Annotated in this window: 16 protein-coding genes; 10 read left to right on the top strand and 6 right to left on the bottom strand. The window is 68.9% G+C overall.

Translation table 11 applies throughout. The features are described from left to right. Positions 1-987 carry a PHP domain-containing protein gene (locus DW296_RS15785; RefSeq protein ID WP_205808036.1) on the top strand — a complete coding sequence of 329 codons (987 nt, stop codon included), beginning with the start codon at positions 1-3 and terminating at the stop codon, positions 985-987. A gap of 12 nt (positions 988-999) precedes the next feature. On the opposite strand, the gene DW296_RS15780 is transcribed toward DW296_RS15785, so the two are convergent. The 3 genes from DW296_RS15780 to DW296_RS15770 all read right to left on the bottom strand — a co-directional run bounded on the left by DW296_RS15780 (position 1,000) and on the right by DW296_RS15770 (position 3,280). Continuing rightward, a complete protein-coding gene (locus DW296_RS15780) occupies positions 1,000-1,950 on the bottom strand; it encodes a 5'-3' exonuclease (RefSeq protein WP_136052988.1) in 951 nt (316 codons plus the stop codon). 32 nt (positions 1,951-1,982) lie between these two features. Further along, on the bottom strand, positions 1,983-2,483 hold the full coding sequence (locus tag DW296_RS15775) for a hypothetical protein (protein ID WP_136052987.1): 501 nt from the start codon (positions 2,481-2,483) through the stop codon (positions 1,983-1,985). 260 nt (positions 2,484-2,743) lie between these two features. Continuing rightward, entirely contained in the window at positions 2,744-3,280 is a 537-nt protein-coding gene (locus tag DW296_RS15770) for a hypothetical protein (protein ID WP_136052986.1), read from the bottom strand. Between the two features lie 235 nt (positions 3,281-3,515). Here DW296_RS15770 and rpsA point away from each other — a divergent pair, with 235 nt between their 5' ends. The 7 genes from rpsA to DW296_RS15735 all read left to right on the top strand — a co-directional run bounded on the left by rpsA (position 3,516) and on the right by DW296_RS15735 (position 11,724). Beyond that, positions 3,516-4,970 carry a 30S ribosomal protein S1 gene (gene rpsA, locus DW296_RS15765; RefSeq protein ID WP_060921208.1) on the top strand — a complete coding sequence of 485 codons (1,455 nt, stop codon included), beginning with the start codon at positions 3,516-3,518 and terminating at the stop codon, positions 4,968-4,970. A 144-nt stretch (positions 4,971-5,114) separates the two neighbouring features. Continuing rightward, positions 5,115-5,966, top strand: a complete 852-nt coding sequence (locus DW296_RS15760; protein ID WP_136052985.1) for an ABC transporter ATP-binding protein — start codon at positions 5,115-5,117, stop codon at positions 5,964-5,966. Continuing rightward, the gene (locus DW296_RS15755; RefSeq protein WP_136052984.1) at positions 5,963-7,003 is read left to right on the top strand and encodes an aliphatic sulfonate ABC transporter substrate-binding protein; all 1,041 of its coding nucleotides are present in this window, start codon (positions 5,963-5,965) and stop codon (positions 7,001-7,003) included. Before DW296_RS15760 ends, DW296_RS15755 begins: the two co-directional genes overlap by 4 nt. Further along, positions 7,000-7,857: an ABC transporter permease gene (locus tag DW296_RS15750; RefSeq protein ID WP_136052983.1), complete on the top strand. Its 858-nt coding sequence runs from the start codon at positions 7,000-7,002 to the stop codon at positions 7,855-7,857. The genes DW296_RS15755 and DW296_RS15750 overlap by 4 nt, the downstream gene beginning before the upstream one ends. Then, on the top strand, positions 7,848-9,854 hold the full coding sequence (gene acs, locus DW296_RS15745) for an acetate--CoA ligase (RefSeq protein WP_136052982.1): 2,007 nt from the start codon (positions 7,848-7,850) through the stop codon (positions 9,852-9,854). Before DW296_RS15750 ends, acs begins: the two co-directional genes overlap by 10 nt. Continuing rightward, positions 9,851-11,155, top strand: coding sequence for an O-acetylhomoserine aminocarboxypropyltransferase/cysteine synthase family protein (locus tag DW296_RS15740; protein WP_136052981.1), 1,305 nt, complete (start codon positions 9,851-9,853; stop codon positions 11,153-11,155). The genes acs and DW296_RS15740 overlap by 4 nt, the downstream gene beginning before the upstream one ends. After that, positions 11,152-11,724, top strand: coding sequence for a CoA-binding protein (locus DW296_RS15735; protein WP_136052980.1), 573 nt, complete (start codon positions 11,152-11,154; stop codon positions 11,722-11,724). The genes DW296_RS15740 and DW296_RS15735 overlap by 4 nt, the downstream gene beginning before the upstream one ends. 27 nt (positions 11,725-11,751) lie before the next feature. Here DW296_RS15735 and DW296_RS15730 read toward each other — a convergent pair whose 3' ends face one another. The 3 genes from DW296_RS15730 to DW296_RS15720 are packed head-to-tail and all read right to left on the bottom strand — an operon-like array spanning position 11,752 to position 13,386. Further along, positions 11,752-12,255 (bottom strand): hypothetical protein, encoded by a 504-nt coding sequence (locus DW296_RS15730; protein ID WP_136052979.1) that lies wholly within the window; start codon positions 12,253-12,255, stop codon positions 11,752-11,754. A gap of 23 nt (positions 12,256-12,278) precedes the next feature. Then, entirely contained in the window at positions 12,279-12,794 is a 516-nt protein-coding gene (locus DW296_RS15725) for a signal peptidase I (protein ID WP_240743108.1), read from the bottom strand. Positions 12,795-12,828: 34 nt separating this feature from the next. Next, a complete protein-coding gene (locus DW296_RS15720; protein ID WP_136052978.1) occupies positions 12,829-13,386 on the bottom strand; it encodes a hypothetical protein in 558 nt (185 codons plus the stop codon). 126 nt (positions 13,387-13,512) lie between these two features. Here DW296_RS15720 and coaE point away from each other — a divergent pair, with 126 nt between their 5' ends. Together coaE and uvrB are read left to right on the top strand one after the other, a co-directional pair. After that, positions 13,513-14,112, top strand: a complete 600-nt coding sequence (gene coaE / locus DW296_RS15715) for a dephospho-CoA kinase (RefSeq protein WP_136052977.1) — start codon at positions 13,513-13,515, stop codon at positions 14,110-14,112. 56 nt (positions 14,113-14,168) lie between these two features. Next, a partial coding sequence (gene uvrB / locus DW296_RS15710; RefSeq protein WP_136052976.1) for an excinuclease ABC subunit UvrB occupies positions 14,169-16,185 on the top strand: 2,017 nt, incomplete at its 3' end.

Here is a 16,185-nt window from a genome sequence, read left to right as displayed (position 1 = left end):
ATGGACCCGGTCGACGCGCTGCTCGAAATCGCTTCGCTGCTGGAGCGCGAGCGGGCGTCGCGATACCGGGCCAAGGCGTTCCGCCAGGCGGCGGCCACGTTCCAGGATCTTCCGTCCGACGTGCAGGGCGACCCGACGCGTCTCCGGGCCGCCAAGGGCATCGGCGAGTCGACGTTCGCCGTCATCCGGCAGGCTCAGGCCGGAGAGGTGCCGGAGTATCTGATCGAGCTCCGTGGCGACGTCGAACCCGAGAAGGTGTCGGTGCTCCGCGGGAAGCTCCGCGGTGACCTGCACGCCCACACCGAGTGGTCGGACGGGACGACCTCCATCGAGGTGATGGCTGCTGCCGCCCGCGCGCAGGGCCACGAGTACCAGGCCATCACGGATCACTCACCGCGCCTTCGCGTGGCGCGGGGCCTGTCGGCGGAGCGACTCCGAGAGCAGATCCCGCAGGTTCGGGCGCAGTCCGGGGACGGGTTCACGCTCCTCGCCGGTATCGAGGTGGACATCCTGGAAGACGGAGCGCTCGATCAGGAGGATGCGCTCCTCGCGGACCTGGACATCGTCGTCGCCTCGGTGCACTCCAAGCTCCGCATGGACGGACGGGCGATGACCGCGCGGATGATCGCGGCCGTCTCGCATCCTCGGGTGAACGTCCTCGGACACTGCACTGGCCGCCTGGTCCAGGGCGACCGGGGCACGCGACCGCCGTCGGCGTTCGATGCCGCCGCGGTGTTCGCGGCCTGCGCGGAGAGCGGGGTCGCCGTGGAGATCAACTCCCGTCCCGAGCGTCAGGACCCGCCGGACGATCTCATCGCGACCGCGCTGGAGGCGGGATGCCTCTTCTCCATCGACTCCGACGCGCACGCCCCCGGCCAGCTCTCCCTGCTGGACCACGGTGCCGAACGGGCGGAGCGCGCCGGCGTTCCGGCGTCACGCATCGTCACCACGTGGGGGCTTTCGCGCCTCCTCGCCTGGGCGGAGTGACGTCAATGCTGGTCAGGCGTCCCTGATCTCGTTCGCGGCCGTGGTGACCGCGGTGACGGCTCGTGTCATCGAGCTGCCGAGATTCCAGCGCTCAGCGAGGGCCGTTGCATGTTCGGCTTCCTCCGACGTGAGGGCGTGCAGGGCGACTTCCGGGGCAGCGATCGAGAGCGACGTGGCGACGGCGACGACGGTCGGAGCGACGTCGAGGTAGGCCTGCGCGTCGAGGATCTTCGCGCGGATGCCGGCGCTCATGCCCTCGCCGGCTTCCGCGGCCTCCCGGATGCCGAGCAGGTCGCCGTGCTTCTGCAGCAGGGTGGCCGCCGTCTTCTCGCCGATGCCGGCGACGCCGGGGAGACCATCCGACGCGTCCCCGCGCATCGTCGCGAAGTCCGCGTACTGCGTCGGCAGGACACCGTACTTCGCGACGACCGTCGCGTCCGTGACGACTTCGAGGTTGCTCATGCCGCGGGCCGTGTAGATCACACGCACGTCGCGCTCGTCGTCGACGAGCTGGAACAGGTCGCGGTCGCCGGTGACGATGTCGACGGGCATCGTCGCGTTCGTCGCGAGCGTGCCGATCACGTCGTCCGCCTCGTGCTCGGCGACGCCGACGATCGGGATGCCGATGGCCCCGAGCGTCTCCCTGATCAGGGGGATCTGCGCCTCCAGCGGGTCGGGGACCTCTTCGACGTCCGGGGCGTCCGCCACGACCTCCACCACCCGGTGGGTCTTGTAGCTGGGGATGAGATCCACGCGCCACTGCGGACGCCAGTCGTCATCCCAGCAGGCCACGACGTGGGTCGGCTGATAAGCGGTGACCAGCTTGGCGATCATGTCCAGCAATCCGCGTGCGGCGTTGATGGGGGAGCCATCGGGGGCCGTCACCTTGTCGGGCACGCCGTAGAACGCACGGAAGTAGAGGCTGGCGGTGTCGAGCAGCATGAGGCGTTCGGCGCGGGTCATGGGTTCAGGGTAGAGCGTGCCAGATCAGGTGCTCAGCAGCCCGGCGCCGCGGGTCGTTCTTCGCACGTCCGTGCCACGAGCGCGGTGGTGGCCTCGTAGATGCGGACGCTCCGGGACGGTCCGTCGACTGACAGCTCACCGGACACGGGGAACCAGCCCCCGCCGATGTCGACCTCCGCGGTGTAGACGACCAGGGTGCTCGTGGAGTACGTGCCCCGATGCGCGAAGGTGTGGCTGGTCGGTGTGGGCGTGAACGGCGCCTGCCCGAGCTCCGACCAGGTGCGGCCGCCGTCGGGCGTCGTGGCCGTCGTGCCGTCCCCGTGGTCGAAGACGACGCGGACCGGTGTGAAGCGTACGGTCACCGGCCGATCGAGCAGGGTGCCGGTCACCGTGTCTGCGGCGACCGTGGCCACGAAGTTCGTCGGCATACCTGCGACGCCCGCGTTCCCCGGCTCGGCGGCGGTCGTCACCGGGTCGGGTGCGAACTGTGCGACATCCTCGATCGTGAGTGGCCGCCCGGATTCCTCGGTCACCCGCACTGCGTACATCCCGCACGACCTGCTCAGTGGCGTGTCGTCTGTCCGGCACGGCTTGCTTTCCGTCTCTGGGTTCGAGGGAGATTTGGAAGGCTCGTGACTTGGAGCGTTTGGCGTTGAGCGCTTCTCGGTCGCGGCGATCGTCAGGCGGTTTCCGGTGTTGGAGCACCCAGTGACGAAGGACACCGCCGCGTTGCAGCCACTGCTTGATGGAGCAATGAGGCCGAGCGTTGAAAGTGTGATCGCGACGATCGCGGTTAAGAGGCGCACGTAAACTCCTCCGAGTTCTGAAGGTCGGAGATCGTCGATGCGGCGTTGGCGGTAGCGGCAAACGTCACCACTGTGGGTTGCAGGGCTGGTCTATCTGGAGCGACGATCGAAGCGCCGTCAGAGTCGACGACATCCACTTCACTTACGTCTATACAAACCCGAGCTTGGACCCCGCCCGAGTCGGCGTCGGCGGACACTCCGCTCACCCATAGAAACCGCGTCGCGCCTGAGGTGAGGACTCCTTGGGCATGAAATTGACTGAATGCGCGCCTCGTGGATTCAGCCGCCTGCCCGGATAGATGACTGAAGACGCCCTCGAAGGTAGCTGGGTCAGAGAAGTCGACGCGGTTGAGCGCGTCAATGTACTCGGAGAAGGTGGCCTCGGCGGCGGCGAAGGCTTCTTCTTCGGAGGTGAACGCGGGGGAGGGGGTCGGCGTGGACTCCGGAGTGGGGGTGCATCCGGAGAGCAGCGAGACGCCGAGTGCCAGCACGGCCAGGAGACGGAGAGGAGTGGGCGACATCACCGAGCCACCGTATGCGGAATGCGCAAGTCGCCGCGGGCGTTATCCACAGAGTGGCTGCGGGAGATCCGCCCCTTCATGGGGCGGCAACTTCTGGTAGCCTGAACTGTCACTCGTGGCGTGTACACGCATGCCCAGGTGACGAAGACACCACAATCCACCTGCTGCGAAGCACATCCCGGCCGTGCGCGGCCATGCTCCGCAGCCCGAGTATCCATTCACAAGGACAACCCACTACATGACTACCGCAACGACCGCCCCGGCCACCAAGCAGGTCGCCATCAACGACATCGGATCTGCTGAGGACTTCCTGGCCGCGGTCGAGAAGACCCTGAAGTTCTTCAACGACGGCGACATCATCGAAGGCACGATCGTCAAGATCGATCGCGATGAGGTCCTGCTCGATGTCGGCTACAAGACCGAGGGTGTCATCCCCTCGCGCGAGCTCTCGATCAAGCACGACGTCGACCCCAACGAGGTCGTCAAGGTCGGCGACGAGGTCGAGGCCCTGGTTCTCCAGAAGGAGGACAAGGAAGGCCGCCTGATCCTCTCCAAGAAGCGTGCACAGTACGAGCGCGCCTGGGGAGACGTCGAGAAGATCAAGGAGAACGACGGCGTCGTCACCGGCACGGTCATCGAGGTCGTCAAGGGTGGACTCATCGTCGACATCGGCCTCCGTGGCTTCCTCCCGGCCTCGCTCATCGAGCTCCGCCGCGTCCGCGACCTGACGCCGTACCTCGGCCAGGAGATCGAGGCGAAGATCCTCGAGCTCGACAAGAACCGCAACAACGTCGTCCTCAGCCGCCGTGCGCTGCTCGAGCAGACGCAGTCGGAGTCGCGCACCACGTTCCTGAACAACCTGCACAAGGGTCAGGTCCGCAAGGGTGTCGTGTCGTCGATCGTCAACTTCGGTGCGTTCGTCGACCTGGGTGGCGTGGACGGCCTCGTGCACGTCTCCGAGCTGTCCTGGAAGCACATCGAGCACGCCTCCGAGGTCGTCGAGGTGGGCCAGGAGGTCACCGTCGAGATCCTCGAGGTCGACCTCGACCGCGAGCGCGTCTCCCTGTCGCTGAAGGCGACCCAGGAGGACCCGTGGCAGGTCTTCGCCCGCACCCACGCGATCGGTCAGGTCACGCCGGGTAAGGTCACCAAGCTCGTTCCGTTCGGTGCGTTCGTCCGCGTCGCAGACGGCATCGAGGGCCTCGTCCACATCTCCGAGCTCTCCAGCAAGCACGTCGAGCTGGCCGAGCAGGTCGTGTCGGTCGGCGAAGAGGTCTTCGTCAAGGTCATCGACATCGACCTCGAGCGTCGTCGCATCTCGCTGTCGCTGAAGCAGGCCAACGAGTCGGTCGACCCCAACGGCACCGAGTTCGACCCGGCTCTGTACGGCATGCTCGCCGAGTACGACGAGAACGGCGAGTACAAGTACCCGGAGGGCTTCGACGCCGAGACCGGTGCGTGGAAGGAAGGCTTCGACGCCCAGCGCGAGGCATGGGAGCAGGAGTACGCTGCGGCCCAGGCTCGCTGGGAGGCGCACAAGGCTCAGGTCGCGAAGGCGGCCGAGGCCGAGGCTGCGGCCGGCGACGACTTCGGCGGCCAGTCCTTCTCGAGCGAGTCGGCCGGCGCCGGCACGCTCGCCGATGACGAGGCTCTCGCGGCTCTGCGCGAGAAGCTCTCGGGCGGCAACTCCTAAGCAACACTCCGAAAAGGGTCGTCAACCCGCTTCGCGGCGGGTGTGGCGGCCCTTTTCGCATGCCCGGAATCCCGCGGAACACGTGCGTGACGCAACGTTACGGCCGCATTCGTAACATTCCGGAGCCTCCGACAGCATGGGGACATGACCGTCCTCCTGCCCGCTGCGTCGCGCACCGCTGAGGCCCCGAAGACAGCGGGTTCCGCACAGCCCGTGCGCCTCGACGGCATCGCGCGGTCGTTCCCGCTCGCGCAGGGGCGGCGCGAGGTACTCCGCGATCTCGACCTGGACATCGCCGCCGGGGAGATCGTCGCCGTCGTCGGTCCGTCCGGGTGCGGGAAGTCGACGCTGCTGCGCCTGATCGGCGGGCTGGACACCCCCACGCGGGGGACGATCCGCCTGGACGGCTCCGGTGTCGCCGATGTCGACGAGCGCACCGCGATCGCGTTCCAGGAGCCGCGGCTGCTTCCGTGGCGCACCCTCGCGCAGAACGTCGAACTCGGTCTTCCTCGCGGCGTCTCCCGCCGCGCCGGACGCACTCGGGTCCGCGAACTGCTGCAGCTCGTCGGTCTCGAGCACGCCGCCGATCAGCGTCCGCGCGAGGTGTCCGGAGGCATGGCGCAGCGGGCGTCGCTCGCCCGCGCTCTCGCCAGGAACCCCGGGGTGCTGCTGCTCGACGAGCCGTTCGGCGCCCTCGACGCCCTGACCCGCCTCCGTATGCACGACCTGCTCCTGAAGATCCACGCGGCCGAGCCCACCACGGTGCTGCTCGTGACCCACGACGTGGAGGAGGCCCTCTATCTCGCCGACCGCGTGCTGCTGCTGCGCACCGTCGGTGACGCGGACGACACGGCGTCGTCCGTCGCGCGGACGATCCGCGTCCCCGGCATCCGCCCCCGAGACCGCGCTGACCGCGGCCTCGCCGACCTGCGCGCCGAGCTCCTCGAAGGGCTCGGCGTGGACACGCATCACCACACCCCCGAGGAGACCCGATGAGCACCATCACCCGCCGCATCATCCCTGCGATCGCCGTCGCCGGGACGATGATGCTCGTCGCCACCGGCTGCGTCGCCGGCGAGAACGCGTCCGCCGAGGCCGAGTCCACCCCCGCCGGGAACGGCGAGTGGTCGGCGGACACGCTGTCCATCGACTTCGCGACCTACAACCCCCTCAGCCTCGTGATCCGCGACCAGGGCATCCTGGAGGACATCCTCGGTGACGACGTCACCGTCGAATGGGTGCAGTCCGCGGGGTCGAACAAGGCCAACGAGCTCCTCCGCTCGGGTTCGGTCGACGTGGGATCGACGGCGGGCTCGGCTGCGCTGCTCGCCCGCGCGAACGGTTCGCCCATCCAGGTGATCGACATCTTCTCCCAGCCCGAGTGGTCGGCCATCGTCGTCGGTCCCGACAGCGACATCACCTCGGTGGAGGACCTCAAGGGCGCCTCCGTCGCGGCCACCAAGGGCACCGACCCCTACTTCTTCCTCCTCCAGGCCCTTGAGGAGGGCGGGCTGTCTCTGGCCGACGTCGAGGTGCAGAACCTCCAGCACGCCGACGGGCGCGCGGCGCTCGACGGTGGTTCCGTCGACGCGTGGGCGGGGCTCGACCCCATCATGGCCGCCGCGGAGCAGGAGTCGGGCGACAAGCTCATCTACCGCAACGTCGACTTCAACACCTACGGCTTCCTCAACGCGACCGAGGACTTCATCGACAACCACCCCGACCTCGCTCAGGCCGTCGTCGACGCCTACGAAGAGGCGCGTGCGTGGGCGCTCGAGAACCCGGAGGAGACCGCCGCCCTGCTGGCAGAGGTCGCCGGTATCGACCTCGAGGTCGCGACCACGGTCATCCAGGAGCGGTCGAACCTCGACGTGAACGGCGTCCCCGGTGACGACCAGCTCGCGGTGCTCGAGAAGATCGCCCCCGTGCTCGTCGAGTCCGGCGACGTCCAGGGCGGACAGGAATCCGTCGACAAGGCGCTGTCCAGCATCATCAACGACACTTTCGCGACGAAGGCGGGCGCGAGCGAGTGACCGGTCTGGAGGAGCGGGTGGTCGTCCCGGCGGAATCGCGGGACGCGCTCGCGTTCGCGAAGGGCGCTCCCCGGAGGGGGACGGGAGGAGCACGCCGTGCCCTGCCGCCCGTCGTGCGGGTTCTCGGGGGCTTCCTGCTCCCGGCCGTGATCCTCATCGCCTGGCAGGTGGTCACGACGGCCGGTCTCATCGAGCCGTACCGACTCCCGGCGCCGGCGTCGGTCTTCCAGGCCGGGGTGGAACTCGCCGAGTCCGGACAGCTCTGGACCCACATCGCCATCTCCGTCCAGCGGGTGTTGCTCGGGTTCGCGATCGGCTCGGTCATCGGGCTCGCCGCGGCAGGCATCGTCGGGCTGTCGCGCTGGGGTGACGTGCTGCTCAGCCCGACCCTCGCCGCGGTTCGTGCGGTGCCGTCGCTCGCCTGGGTGCCGCTGCTGATCCTGTGGATGCAGATCGGCGAGGAGTCCAAGGTGACCCTCATCGCGATCGGTGCGTTCTTCCCGGTCTACACGACGGTCGCCTCGGCGCTCCGGCATGTGGATCCGCAGCTCGTCGAGGCGGGACGCTCGTTCAGCCTGCACGGATGGTCGCTGTTCCGCACGGTCCAGCTTCCGGCTGTCGTGCCGTCCGTCGTCGCCGGCCTCCGCCTCGCGCTCGCCCAGGCATGGCTGTTCCTCGTGGCCGCCGAACTGATCGCGTCCTCGATGGGGCTCGGCTTCCTGTTGACCGACTCCCAGAGCACAGGGCGTGTCGACCGCATCCTGCTCTCCATCGTGCTGCTCGCGCTGCTCGGAACGATCACCAACGGCGTGCTCGCGCTGTTGGAGAAGTACCTGCTGCGGCGATGGACGTGACGACGACCGAGGCTCGGCTGCTGGAGGAGCGGGTCTATCCTCCGTCGCCCGCGTTCCTCGACGCCAACGTGACCGCGGACGCCTACGAGCGCGCGGCCACTGATCCTCTGGCCTTCTGGGAGGACGCGGCGCGCCGACTGGACTGGGCCGAGCCGTGGACGGCCGTGCACGAGTGGGAGCCGCCCGTCGACGGTGCCGTCCCCGCGGCGCGGTGGTTCCTCGGCGGACGGCTGAACGTCGCGGTGAACTGCGTGGACCGTCATGTCGACGCCGGACGCGGCGACAAGGTGGCGCTGCACTTCGAAGGGGAGCCCGGCGACCGGGTCTCGGTGACCTACGCCGACCTCCAGCGCCGTGTGGCGCAGGCCGCGCACGCGCTCGAAGACCTCGGGATCCGACCGGGGGACCGGGTGGTGATCTATCTCCCCGTGCTCGTCGAGACCGTGGTCATCACGCTCGCCTGCGCGCGGATCGGAGCCGTCCACTCTCTCGTCTTCGGAGGATTCTCCGCAGAAGCCGTGCGTTTCCGGCTCGAGGACACCGGGGCGAAGCTGCTCGTCACCAGCGACGGCCAGTTCCGGAGGGGGACGGCGACCGAGGTCAAATCCGCCGCCGATGCCGCCGCTGCGGGACTGCCGGAGCTCGAGCACGTCCTCGTGCTCCGTCGCACAGGACAGAGCGTCCCGTGGACCGAAGGCCGGGACGTGTGGTGGCACGACGTCGTCGACACGGCCCCCACCGCGCATCAGGCGACGGCCTTCGACGCCGAGCACCCGCTCTTCATCATCTACACCTCCGGTACGACGGGGAAGCCCAAGGGCCTCGTGCACACCTCCGGCGGCTACCTGACGCACGCGAGCTGGGCGCACTGGGCGCACTTCGACGCCAAACCGGACGACGTCCACTGGTGTACCGCTGACCTCGCCTGGGTCACCGCCCACACCTACGAGATCTACGGACCGCTGTCGAACGGGCTCACCCAGGTCATCTACGAGGGCACGCCGGACACTCCGCGCCGCGAGCGCCATCTGGAGATCATCGAGCGCTACGGCGTCACGGTCTACTACACGGCCCCCACGCTCATCCGGACGTTCATGACCTGGTTCGGCGACGAGCTGCCGAGCGGCCACGACCTGTCCACCCTGCGACTGCTCGGCACGGTGGGCGAGGCGATCAACCCGGAGGCCTGGGTGTGGTTCCGCCGGAACTTCGGGCGGGATGAGCTCCCCGTCATCGACACGTGGTGGCAGTCGGAGACCGGTGCCGCGATGATCGCCCCCCTACCCGGCATCACGCCGCTGAAGCCCGGCTCCGCGTCGGTCCCGCTTCCGGGCATCGACGTCGCCGTGGTCGACGAGAACGGCGACGAGGTGGCGCCGGGCCGATCCGGGACGCTGGTCGTCCGGCGCCCGTGGCCGGGGATGGCGCGGACCGTCCGGGGGAACCCGGAGCGCTACCGGGACGCGTACTGGTCTGCGTACGCCGGTGTGGGCGCGTACGGCGGCTACTACGTCGCCGGAGACGGGGCGACCCGGGACGCCGACGGGTTCATCTGGATCCTGGGCCGACTCGACGACGTCGTGAACGTCTCCGGTCATCGCCTCTCGACGATCGAGATCGAGTCGGCACTTGTCGCGCACGAGACGGTCGGCGAAGCCGGGTCCGCCGGCGTGGCGGATCCTGTCACCGGCCAGGCGGTCGTGGCGTTCGTCACCCCATCCGGCCGGGCGGAGATCGACGCGCACGCGCTGCGCGCGCAGGTCGCGCGCTCGATCGGTCCGGTCGCGAAGCCGAAGCACGTCGTCGTCGTGCCGGACCTGCCCAAGACACGCTCGGGGAAGATCATGCGCCGCCTGCTCGCGCAGCTCTGGGATGCCGAACAGGATCGGCGCGCGGGACGCACTCCGCAGGCCCTCGGCGACACGACGTCACTGCAGAACCCCTGGGCCGTCGACGACATCGCCGGCGCTCTCGCCGCAGAATCGAGGACATCATGACCGAGGACCACCGCTTCGGGTTCCGCACCCGCGCTCTGCACGCCGGCGGCACACCGGACGCCGCCACCGGAGCGCGGGCGGTGCCGATCTACCAGACGACGTCGTTCGTCTTCGACGATGCGGCCGACGCCGGGAACCTCTTCGCTCTGCAGAAGTACGGCAACATCTACTCGCGCATCGGCAACCCCACCGTCGCCGCCCTGGAGGAGCGGCTGGCCTCGCTGGAGGGCGGCATCGGGGCCGTGGCGACCGCCTCGGGGATGAGCGCGGAGTTCATCACGTTCGCCGCCCTCGTGGGCGCGGGCGATCACGTCGTCGCCGCCGCGCAGCTCTACGGCGGCACGGTCACACAGCTCGACGTGACCCTGCGACGGTTCGGCGTGGAGACGACGTTCGTCAGCTCCTCCGACCCTGCCGACTTCGCCGCGGCCATCCGTCCGGAGACCAAGGTCGTCTACGTCGAGATGATCGGGAACCCGTCGGGCGAGATCGCCGACATCGCGGGTCTCGCCGCCGTCGCCCACGACGCCGGGGTTCCGCTCGTCGTCGACGCGACGCTCGCCACGCCGTACCTTGCGCGCCCCTTGGAGCACGGGGCGGACATCGTCATCCACTCGGTCACGAAGTTCCTCGGCGGCCACGGCACGACGCTCGGCGGTGTGGTCATCGAGAAGGGCACATTCGACTGGGGCAACGGCAAGTTCCCGCAGATGACCGAACCGGTGGCCTCCTACGGCGGCATCTCCTGGTGGGGCAACTTCGGCGAGTACGGATTCCTCACCAAGCTGCGCTCCGAACAGCTGCGCGACATCGGGCCCGCCCTGAGCCCGCAGTCCGCCTTCACGCTCCTGCAGGGCGTGGAGACGCTGCCCCAGCGCATCGACGCCCACATCGCCAACGCCCGGGTCGTCGCCGAGTGGCTGGCCGCCGACCCCCGCGTGTCCTACGTCACCTGGGCAGGGCTCGAAGGTCATCCGCATCATGACCGTGCCGCCCGGTACCTGCCGCTGGGGCCGGGATCCGTGTTCGCGTTCGGGGTCTCCGCCGAGGACGGCCGCGCCGCGGGGGAGGCGTTCATCGAGAACCTGCAGCTCGCGTCCCATCTCGCCAACATCGGCGACGCCCGCACCCTGGTGATCCACCCGGCCTCCACCACGCACCGTCAGCTCACCGAGGAGCAGCTCGTCGCCGCCGGTGTGCGCCCCGACCTGATCCGCATCTCCGTCGGCCTGGAGGACGCGGAGGACATCATCTGGGACCTCGATCAGGCCCTCACCCTCGCGACGGGAGCCCACCGATGAGCACCTACTCCGCCGGGGACGCCTGCACCCTTCCTCCCGTCGCGGACGCGGCCAGCTGTGCGCTTCCCGCGGTCGTCGAACCGGGGCGCAGTTGGACCGGCCCCACCCAGCCGCAGCGGTTCGGACTGCTGCGGCGGGCGCGATCGATCGCCATCGTCGGGGCATCGGGCAACCCCGCGCGGGCCTCCTACTTCGTCGCGACGTACCTGCTCTCCAGCACGGCCTACGACGTCTACCTCGTGAACCCGAGGGAGACCGAGATCCTCGGGCAACCGGTGTATCCGTCGTTGAGTGCCCTGCCGGTGCAGCCCGACATCGTCGACGTCTTCCGTCGTCATGACGACCTCCCCGGGGTCGCGCAGGAGGCGGTCGACAGCGGGGCGAAGACGCTGTGGCTCCAGCTCGGCTCCTGGAACGAGGAGGCGGCGGCGCTCGCGGAGGAGGCCGGTCTCTCGGTCGTCATGGATCGCTGCATCAAGATCGAGCACGCCCGCTTCCACGGCGGCCTGCATCTCGCCGGCTTCGACACCGGCGTGATCAGCTCCCGACGGCAGCTGCTCGCGCGCTGAGGGGCGCTCGCTCCGTCTCCGGAGTGCTCACGCGCAGATCGTGTTCGCCGTGCTGCGTTGCAGCGTGACCGGAACCTGGAGGTCGGTGAGGTGCCAGTCGAGACTGCGGCCGGTGAGCCGCGGCAGCGACGCGCACGTCCACGCGCGGTCGGGCGTGACATGGCTGCCCCGGAGCACCCCCGCTTCGGCCCAGGAAGTCCAGGTCCGGGGAAGGCCCGTCGCCCTCTTCAGGTCCACGTCGACCTCGACGTGGTGCGACCCGCCGGGGGCATTGGTGCTGATGTAGAAGTGGCCGGAGGTGTCGCTGATCTCCTCATAGCGGATCGCCGTGATCGCGCAGGTCGTGGGGGCGGCCGACCGGCTGCTGTAGGCCTTGCACGTGTTCCCCGCGAACGGAGACAACCATGCCGAGGCGGACGTCACCGTCGCCGTGACCACGGTCCGATCCGTCCACGCCGCGCTGGTGGTGGAGACGCCTCCCTGAGCGATGGACAGGAGGACGAGCGCCATCGCGACCGCGAAGCCCGCCACCGGGGAGAACCTCCGTGCGGGTGTCACGTGGTCAGCGGCTTGCGCGCCGGTCGCTCGACGGGGCTCATCATGCTGAGGCCGAGCAGCCCCAGGAGTCCGAGCAGCAGCGGGACGGCGACGGCGGGCGACGTCATCCTCATGATGGCGGTTCCCCACCCGGGGAGCTGTACTGCCGGCTTCCACACATCGCCTGTCACGGGATAGTCCAAGGCGTCGGAGAAGTCGTTGTTGTCGCCCTTCATGGTGATGGTGTGCGCGCCATCGGCGGCCTCGATGTCGGTGATGCGGTGGGTCACCAGGGTGTCGGTCAGCGCGCTCCGGAGGCTGACGACGTCCCCGACTTCGAGGGAGTCGGCGGGGACCTTGGTCGCGACGAGGAGATCGCCCGTCATGATCCCGGGCTCCATGGAGCCCGAGATCACGACGAGCGGTTGGATGAGCCCGATCGCCGTGGCGCCCCAGACGACGCCGCAGCCCACGCCCGTGGCGGCCAGCGCCCAGAGCACGACCAGGGAGAGGCGGCGGAGGAGCTGCACCACGGTTCGTCCTTCGTCTCGGCTGTCTCGGTGAGTGTCAGTTGGTCGCGGTGGCGGATACCGTGACGACGATCGTGCCGCTCTTGCCCTGGTTGCTCGTCGCCCAGTCGGCCGGGGTGGTGACGACGAGCTCGAACTCGTCGCTCGCCGTGGAGCCGGAGGCGGTCAGCGATGCGGCGAGTCCGCTGATCGACGCCGTCGGCTTGACCGTGAAGTCCGTCGCCGTGTTGCCGGGCGCGTACTCGACGGTCGAGGTGAGTGCGGCGTTGACGGAGCTGGAGTTCTTGACCCAGAGCTTGATCGTGCGGGTCTCGCCCGGGAGCAGATTGGCCAGCTTCTCCGCGGGCACGACGAGCTCGATGCTGTTCTTCGCGGCCGACTCCTTCCAGGTGGTTCCGTCGGTGGAACCCTGGAGGTTGAAGGTGGCCGCTGCGGCCGGGGCGCTGAAGAACGTGTTGTCGGTCCACGCGGCGCTCGTGAGCGCGGCGCCGATGCCGCCTGTCGCGAGCACGGCCAGCGCGAACGCCATGATCGGGCGCCGTCGGGAGGGTCGCTCGGTGCGGTCAGGGCGTGCGGTGGCTTCCGTGTTCGTCATGGCTTCGACGTTACGCAGCGCACCTCAGGGGACCGTCAAGTCTTCCTCAAGAGGGACCGAAGCTTTCCCGATTGTTCCTCGGCAGTGTCGTGCGACGCCCTCGGGCAGGCGTGGCAGGATGGTCGGATGCCGCTCATCGCTCTCACCGGAGGCATCGCGTCGGGGAAGTCCACCATCGCGAACAGGCTCGCCGAGCTCGGCGCGGTGATCGTCGATGCGGACCGGATCGTGCGGGAGGTCCAGGCGCCGGGATCCGAGGTGCTCGATGCGATCGCGCGGACGTTCGGTGACGCCGTCATCGCCGAAGACGGGTCGCTCGACCGGGCCGCCCTCGGGGCGACCGTGTTCGCCGATCCGGACCGTCTCGCGCAGCTGAACGCCATCGTGCACCCTGCTGTGCGGGCCGAGTCCCAGCGCCGTTTCGACGCCGCGTTGCGTGCCGATCCGGATGCTGTCGTCGTCTACGACGTGCCGCTTCTCGTGGAGGCGCGTGTGGACGACCCGTGGGATGCGATCGTCGTCGCGCACGCTCCCGCGGAGGTCCGTCTCGAGAGGCTTGTCGGGCTGCGCGGGATGACGCCGGAGGAGGCGCGCCGCCGGATCGCCGCGCAGGTCCCTGACGACAGGCGGCTCGCGATCGCCGACGTCGTCATCGACACCGCGGGATCGATCGCGGAAACGCTGGCCCAGACGGACGCGCTCTGGGACCGGCTCCGCGCGAGCTGAGCGGTGCCGCCGCCGGACGCGGCCCCGATGTCGGAGGGGCGGCATACGCTTGATGTATGCAGCCCACCCGCAGTGTCCGCCCCTTCGAGGTCATCAGCGAGTACGCCCCTGCCGGTGACCAGCCGCAGGCCATCGCCGACCTGGCTTCCCGCATCAACGCGGGCGAGACCGACATCGTGCTGCTCGGTGCGACCGGAACAGGCAAATCGGCGACCACGGCGTGGCTCGTCGAGCAGGTGCAGCGCCCCACGCTCGTGCTCGCGCACAACAAGACCCTCGCCGCACAGCTCGCCAACGAGTTCCGCGAGCTCATGCCGAACAACGCCGTCGAGTACTTCGTCTCGTACTACGACTACTACCAGCCCGAGGCCTACGTCCCGCAGACGGACACCTTCATCGAGAAGGACTCCTCGATCAACGCAGAGGTGGAGCGTCTCCGCCACTCGACGACGAACTCCCTGCTGAGCCGTCGGGATGTGGTCGTGGTATCGACCGTCTCCTGCATCTACGGCCTGGGTGCTCCGGAGGAGTACCTGCGTGCCATGGTCGCGCTCCAGGTGGGGGAGCGGTACGACCGCGACGCCCTGATCCGTCAGTTCATCGCGATGCAGTACAACCGCAACGACGTCGACTTCTCGCGCGGCAACTTCCGCGTGCGCGGCGACACGATCGAGATCATCCCGGTGTACGAGGAGCACGCCATCCGCATCGAGCTCTTCGGCGACGAGATCGAGGCGCTCTACTCGCTGCATCCGCTCACGGGCGAGGTCATCGAGAAGCTCGACGCCGTGCCGATCTTCCCGGCCTCGCACTACGTCGCGGGTACTGACGTCATCCAGCGCTCCATCGGCACCATCGAGCACGAGCTGGAGGAGCGGCTGAAGGAGTTCGAGCGTCAGGGCAAGCTCCTCGAGGCGCAGCGCCTTCGGATGCGCACGACCTTCGACCTGGAGATGCTGCAGCAGCTCGGATTCTGCTCCGGCATCGAGAACTACTCGCGTCACATGGACGGACGGATGCCCGGCGAGCCTCCGCACACGCTCCTCGACTTCTTCCCGGACGACTTCCTGCTCGTCATCGACGAGTCCCATGTCACCGTGCCGCAGATCGGCGCGATGTACGAAGGCGACGCGTCCCGCAAGCGCACCCTGGTCGACCACGGATTCCGGCTGCCGAGCGCGATGGACAACCGACCGCTGCGCTGGGACGAGTTCAAGAACCGCGTGGGGCAGACCGTCTACCTGTCCGCCACCCCGGGCAAGTACGAGATGGGCATCGCCGACGGCGTGGTGGAGCAGATCATCCGCCCGACCGGTCTGGTCGATCCGGAGATCATCGTCAAGCCGTCGAAGGGGCAGATCGACGATCTCCTCGAAGAGATCAGGCTTCGCGTGGAGCGTGACGAGCGCGTGCTCGTCACGACGCTCACGAAGAAGATGGCGGAGGAGCTGACCGACTTCCTCGGCGAGCACGGCGTCCGGGTGCGCTACCTGCACTCCGACGTCGACACCCTGCGTCGCGTCGAGCTTCTCAGCGAACTGCGCGCCGGTGTGTACGACGTCCTGGTGGGTATCAACCTGCTGCGAGAGGGTCTCGACCTCCCGGAGGTGTCGCTCGTCGCGATCCTCGACGCGGACAAGGAGGGCTTCCTCCGCTCCGGGACGTCGCTCATCCAGACCATCGGCCGCGCCGCGCGAAACGTCTCCGGTGAAGTGCACATGTACGCGGACAACATGACGGACTCCATGGCCAAGGCCATCGAGGAGACCGACCGTCGCCGTGAGAAGCAGATCGCGTACAACAAGGAGCACGGCATCGACCCGCAGCCGCTGCGCAAGCGCATCGCCGACATCACCGAGGTGCTGGCGCGCGAGGGTCAGGACACGGCAGAGCTGATGTCCGGCCGCGGCCGGGCGTCGGGCAAGGGGAAGTCGCCGACACCGAACCTGAGGCGCACCGGGATCGCGGCCGAGGGCGCCCAGCAGCTGGAGGCCACGATCCAGGACCTCACCGATCAGATGCTCGCGGCCGCCGCCGAGCTGAAGTTCGAGCTCGCCGGACGCCTGCGCGACG

Origin of the sequence: Microbacterium sp. K36 (assembly GCF_004794355.1) — a bacterium.
In the GTDB taxonomy this organism is placed as follows: Bacteria; Actinomycetota; Actinomycetes; order Actinomycetales; family Microbacteriaceae; genus Microbacterium; species Microbacterium paraoxydans_D.
Note: the sequence above shows the minus strand (reverse complement) of the source record. Positions and strands in the feature narration are given on the sequence as shown.

Coding starts and splice junctions, on each gene's coding strand:
- acs (WP_136052982.1), top strand. CDS start 7,848: ATGGACGTGACGACGACCGAGGCTCGGCTGCTGGAGGAGCGGGTCTAT.
- coaE (WP_136052977.1), top strand. CDS start 13,513: ATGCCGCTCATCGCTCTCACCGGAGGCATCGCGTCGGGGAAGTCCACC.
- DW296_RS15755 (WP_136052984.1), top strand. CDS start 5,963: ATGAGCACCATCACCCGCCGCATCATCCCTGCGATCGCCGTCGCCGGG.
- DW296_RS15735 (WP_136052980.1), top strand. CDS start 11,152: ATGAGCACCTACTCCGCCGGGGACGCCTGCACCCTTCCTCCCGTCGCG.
- DW296_RS15785 (WP_205808036.1), top strand. CDS start 1: ATGGACCCGGTCGACGCGCTGCTCGAAATCGCTTCGCTGCTGGAGCGC.
- rpsA (WP_060921208.1), top strand. CDS start 3,516: ATGACTACCGCAACGACCGCCCCGGCCACCAAGCAGGTCGCCATCAAC.
- DW296_RS15740 (WP_136052981.1), top strand. CDS start 9,851: ATGACCGAGGACCACCGCTTCGGGTTCCGCACCCGCGCTCTGCACGCC.
- DW296_RS15780 (WP_136052988.1), bottom strand. CDS start 1,950: ATGACCCGCGCCGAACGCCTCATGCTGCTCGACACCGCCAGCCTCTAC.
- DW296_RS15760 (WP_136052985.1), top strand. CDS start 5,115: ATGACCGTCCTCCTGCCCGCTGCGTCGCGCACCGCTGAGGCCCCGAAG.
- DW296_RS15720 (WP_136052978.1), bottom strand. CDS start 13,386: ATGACGAACACGGAAGCCACCGCACGCCCTGACCGCACCGAGCGACCC.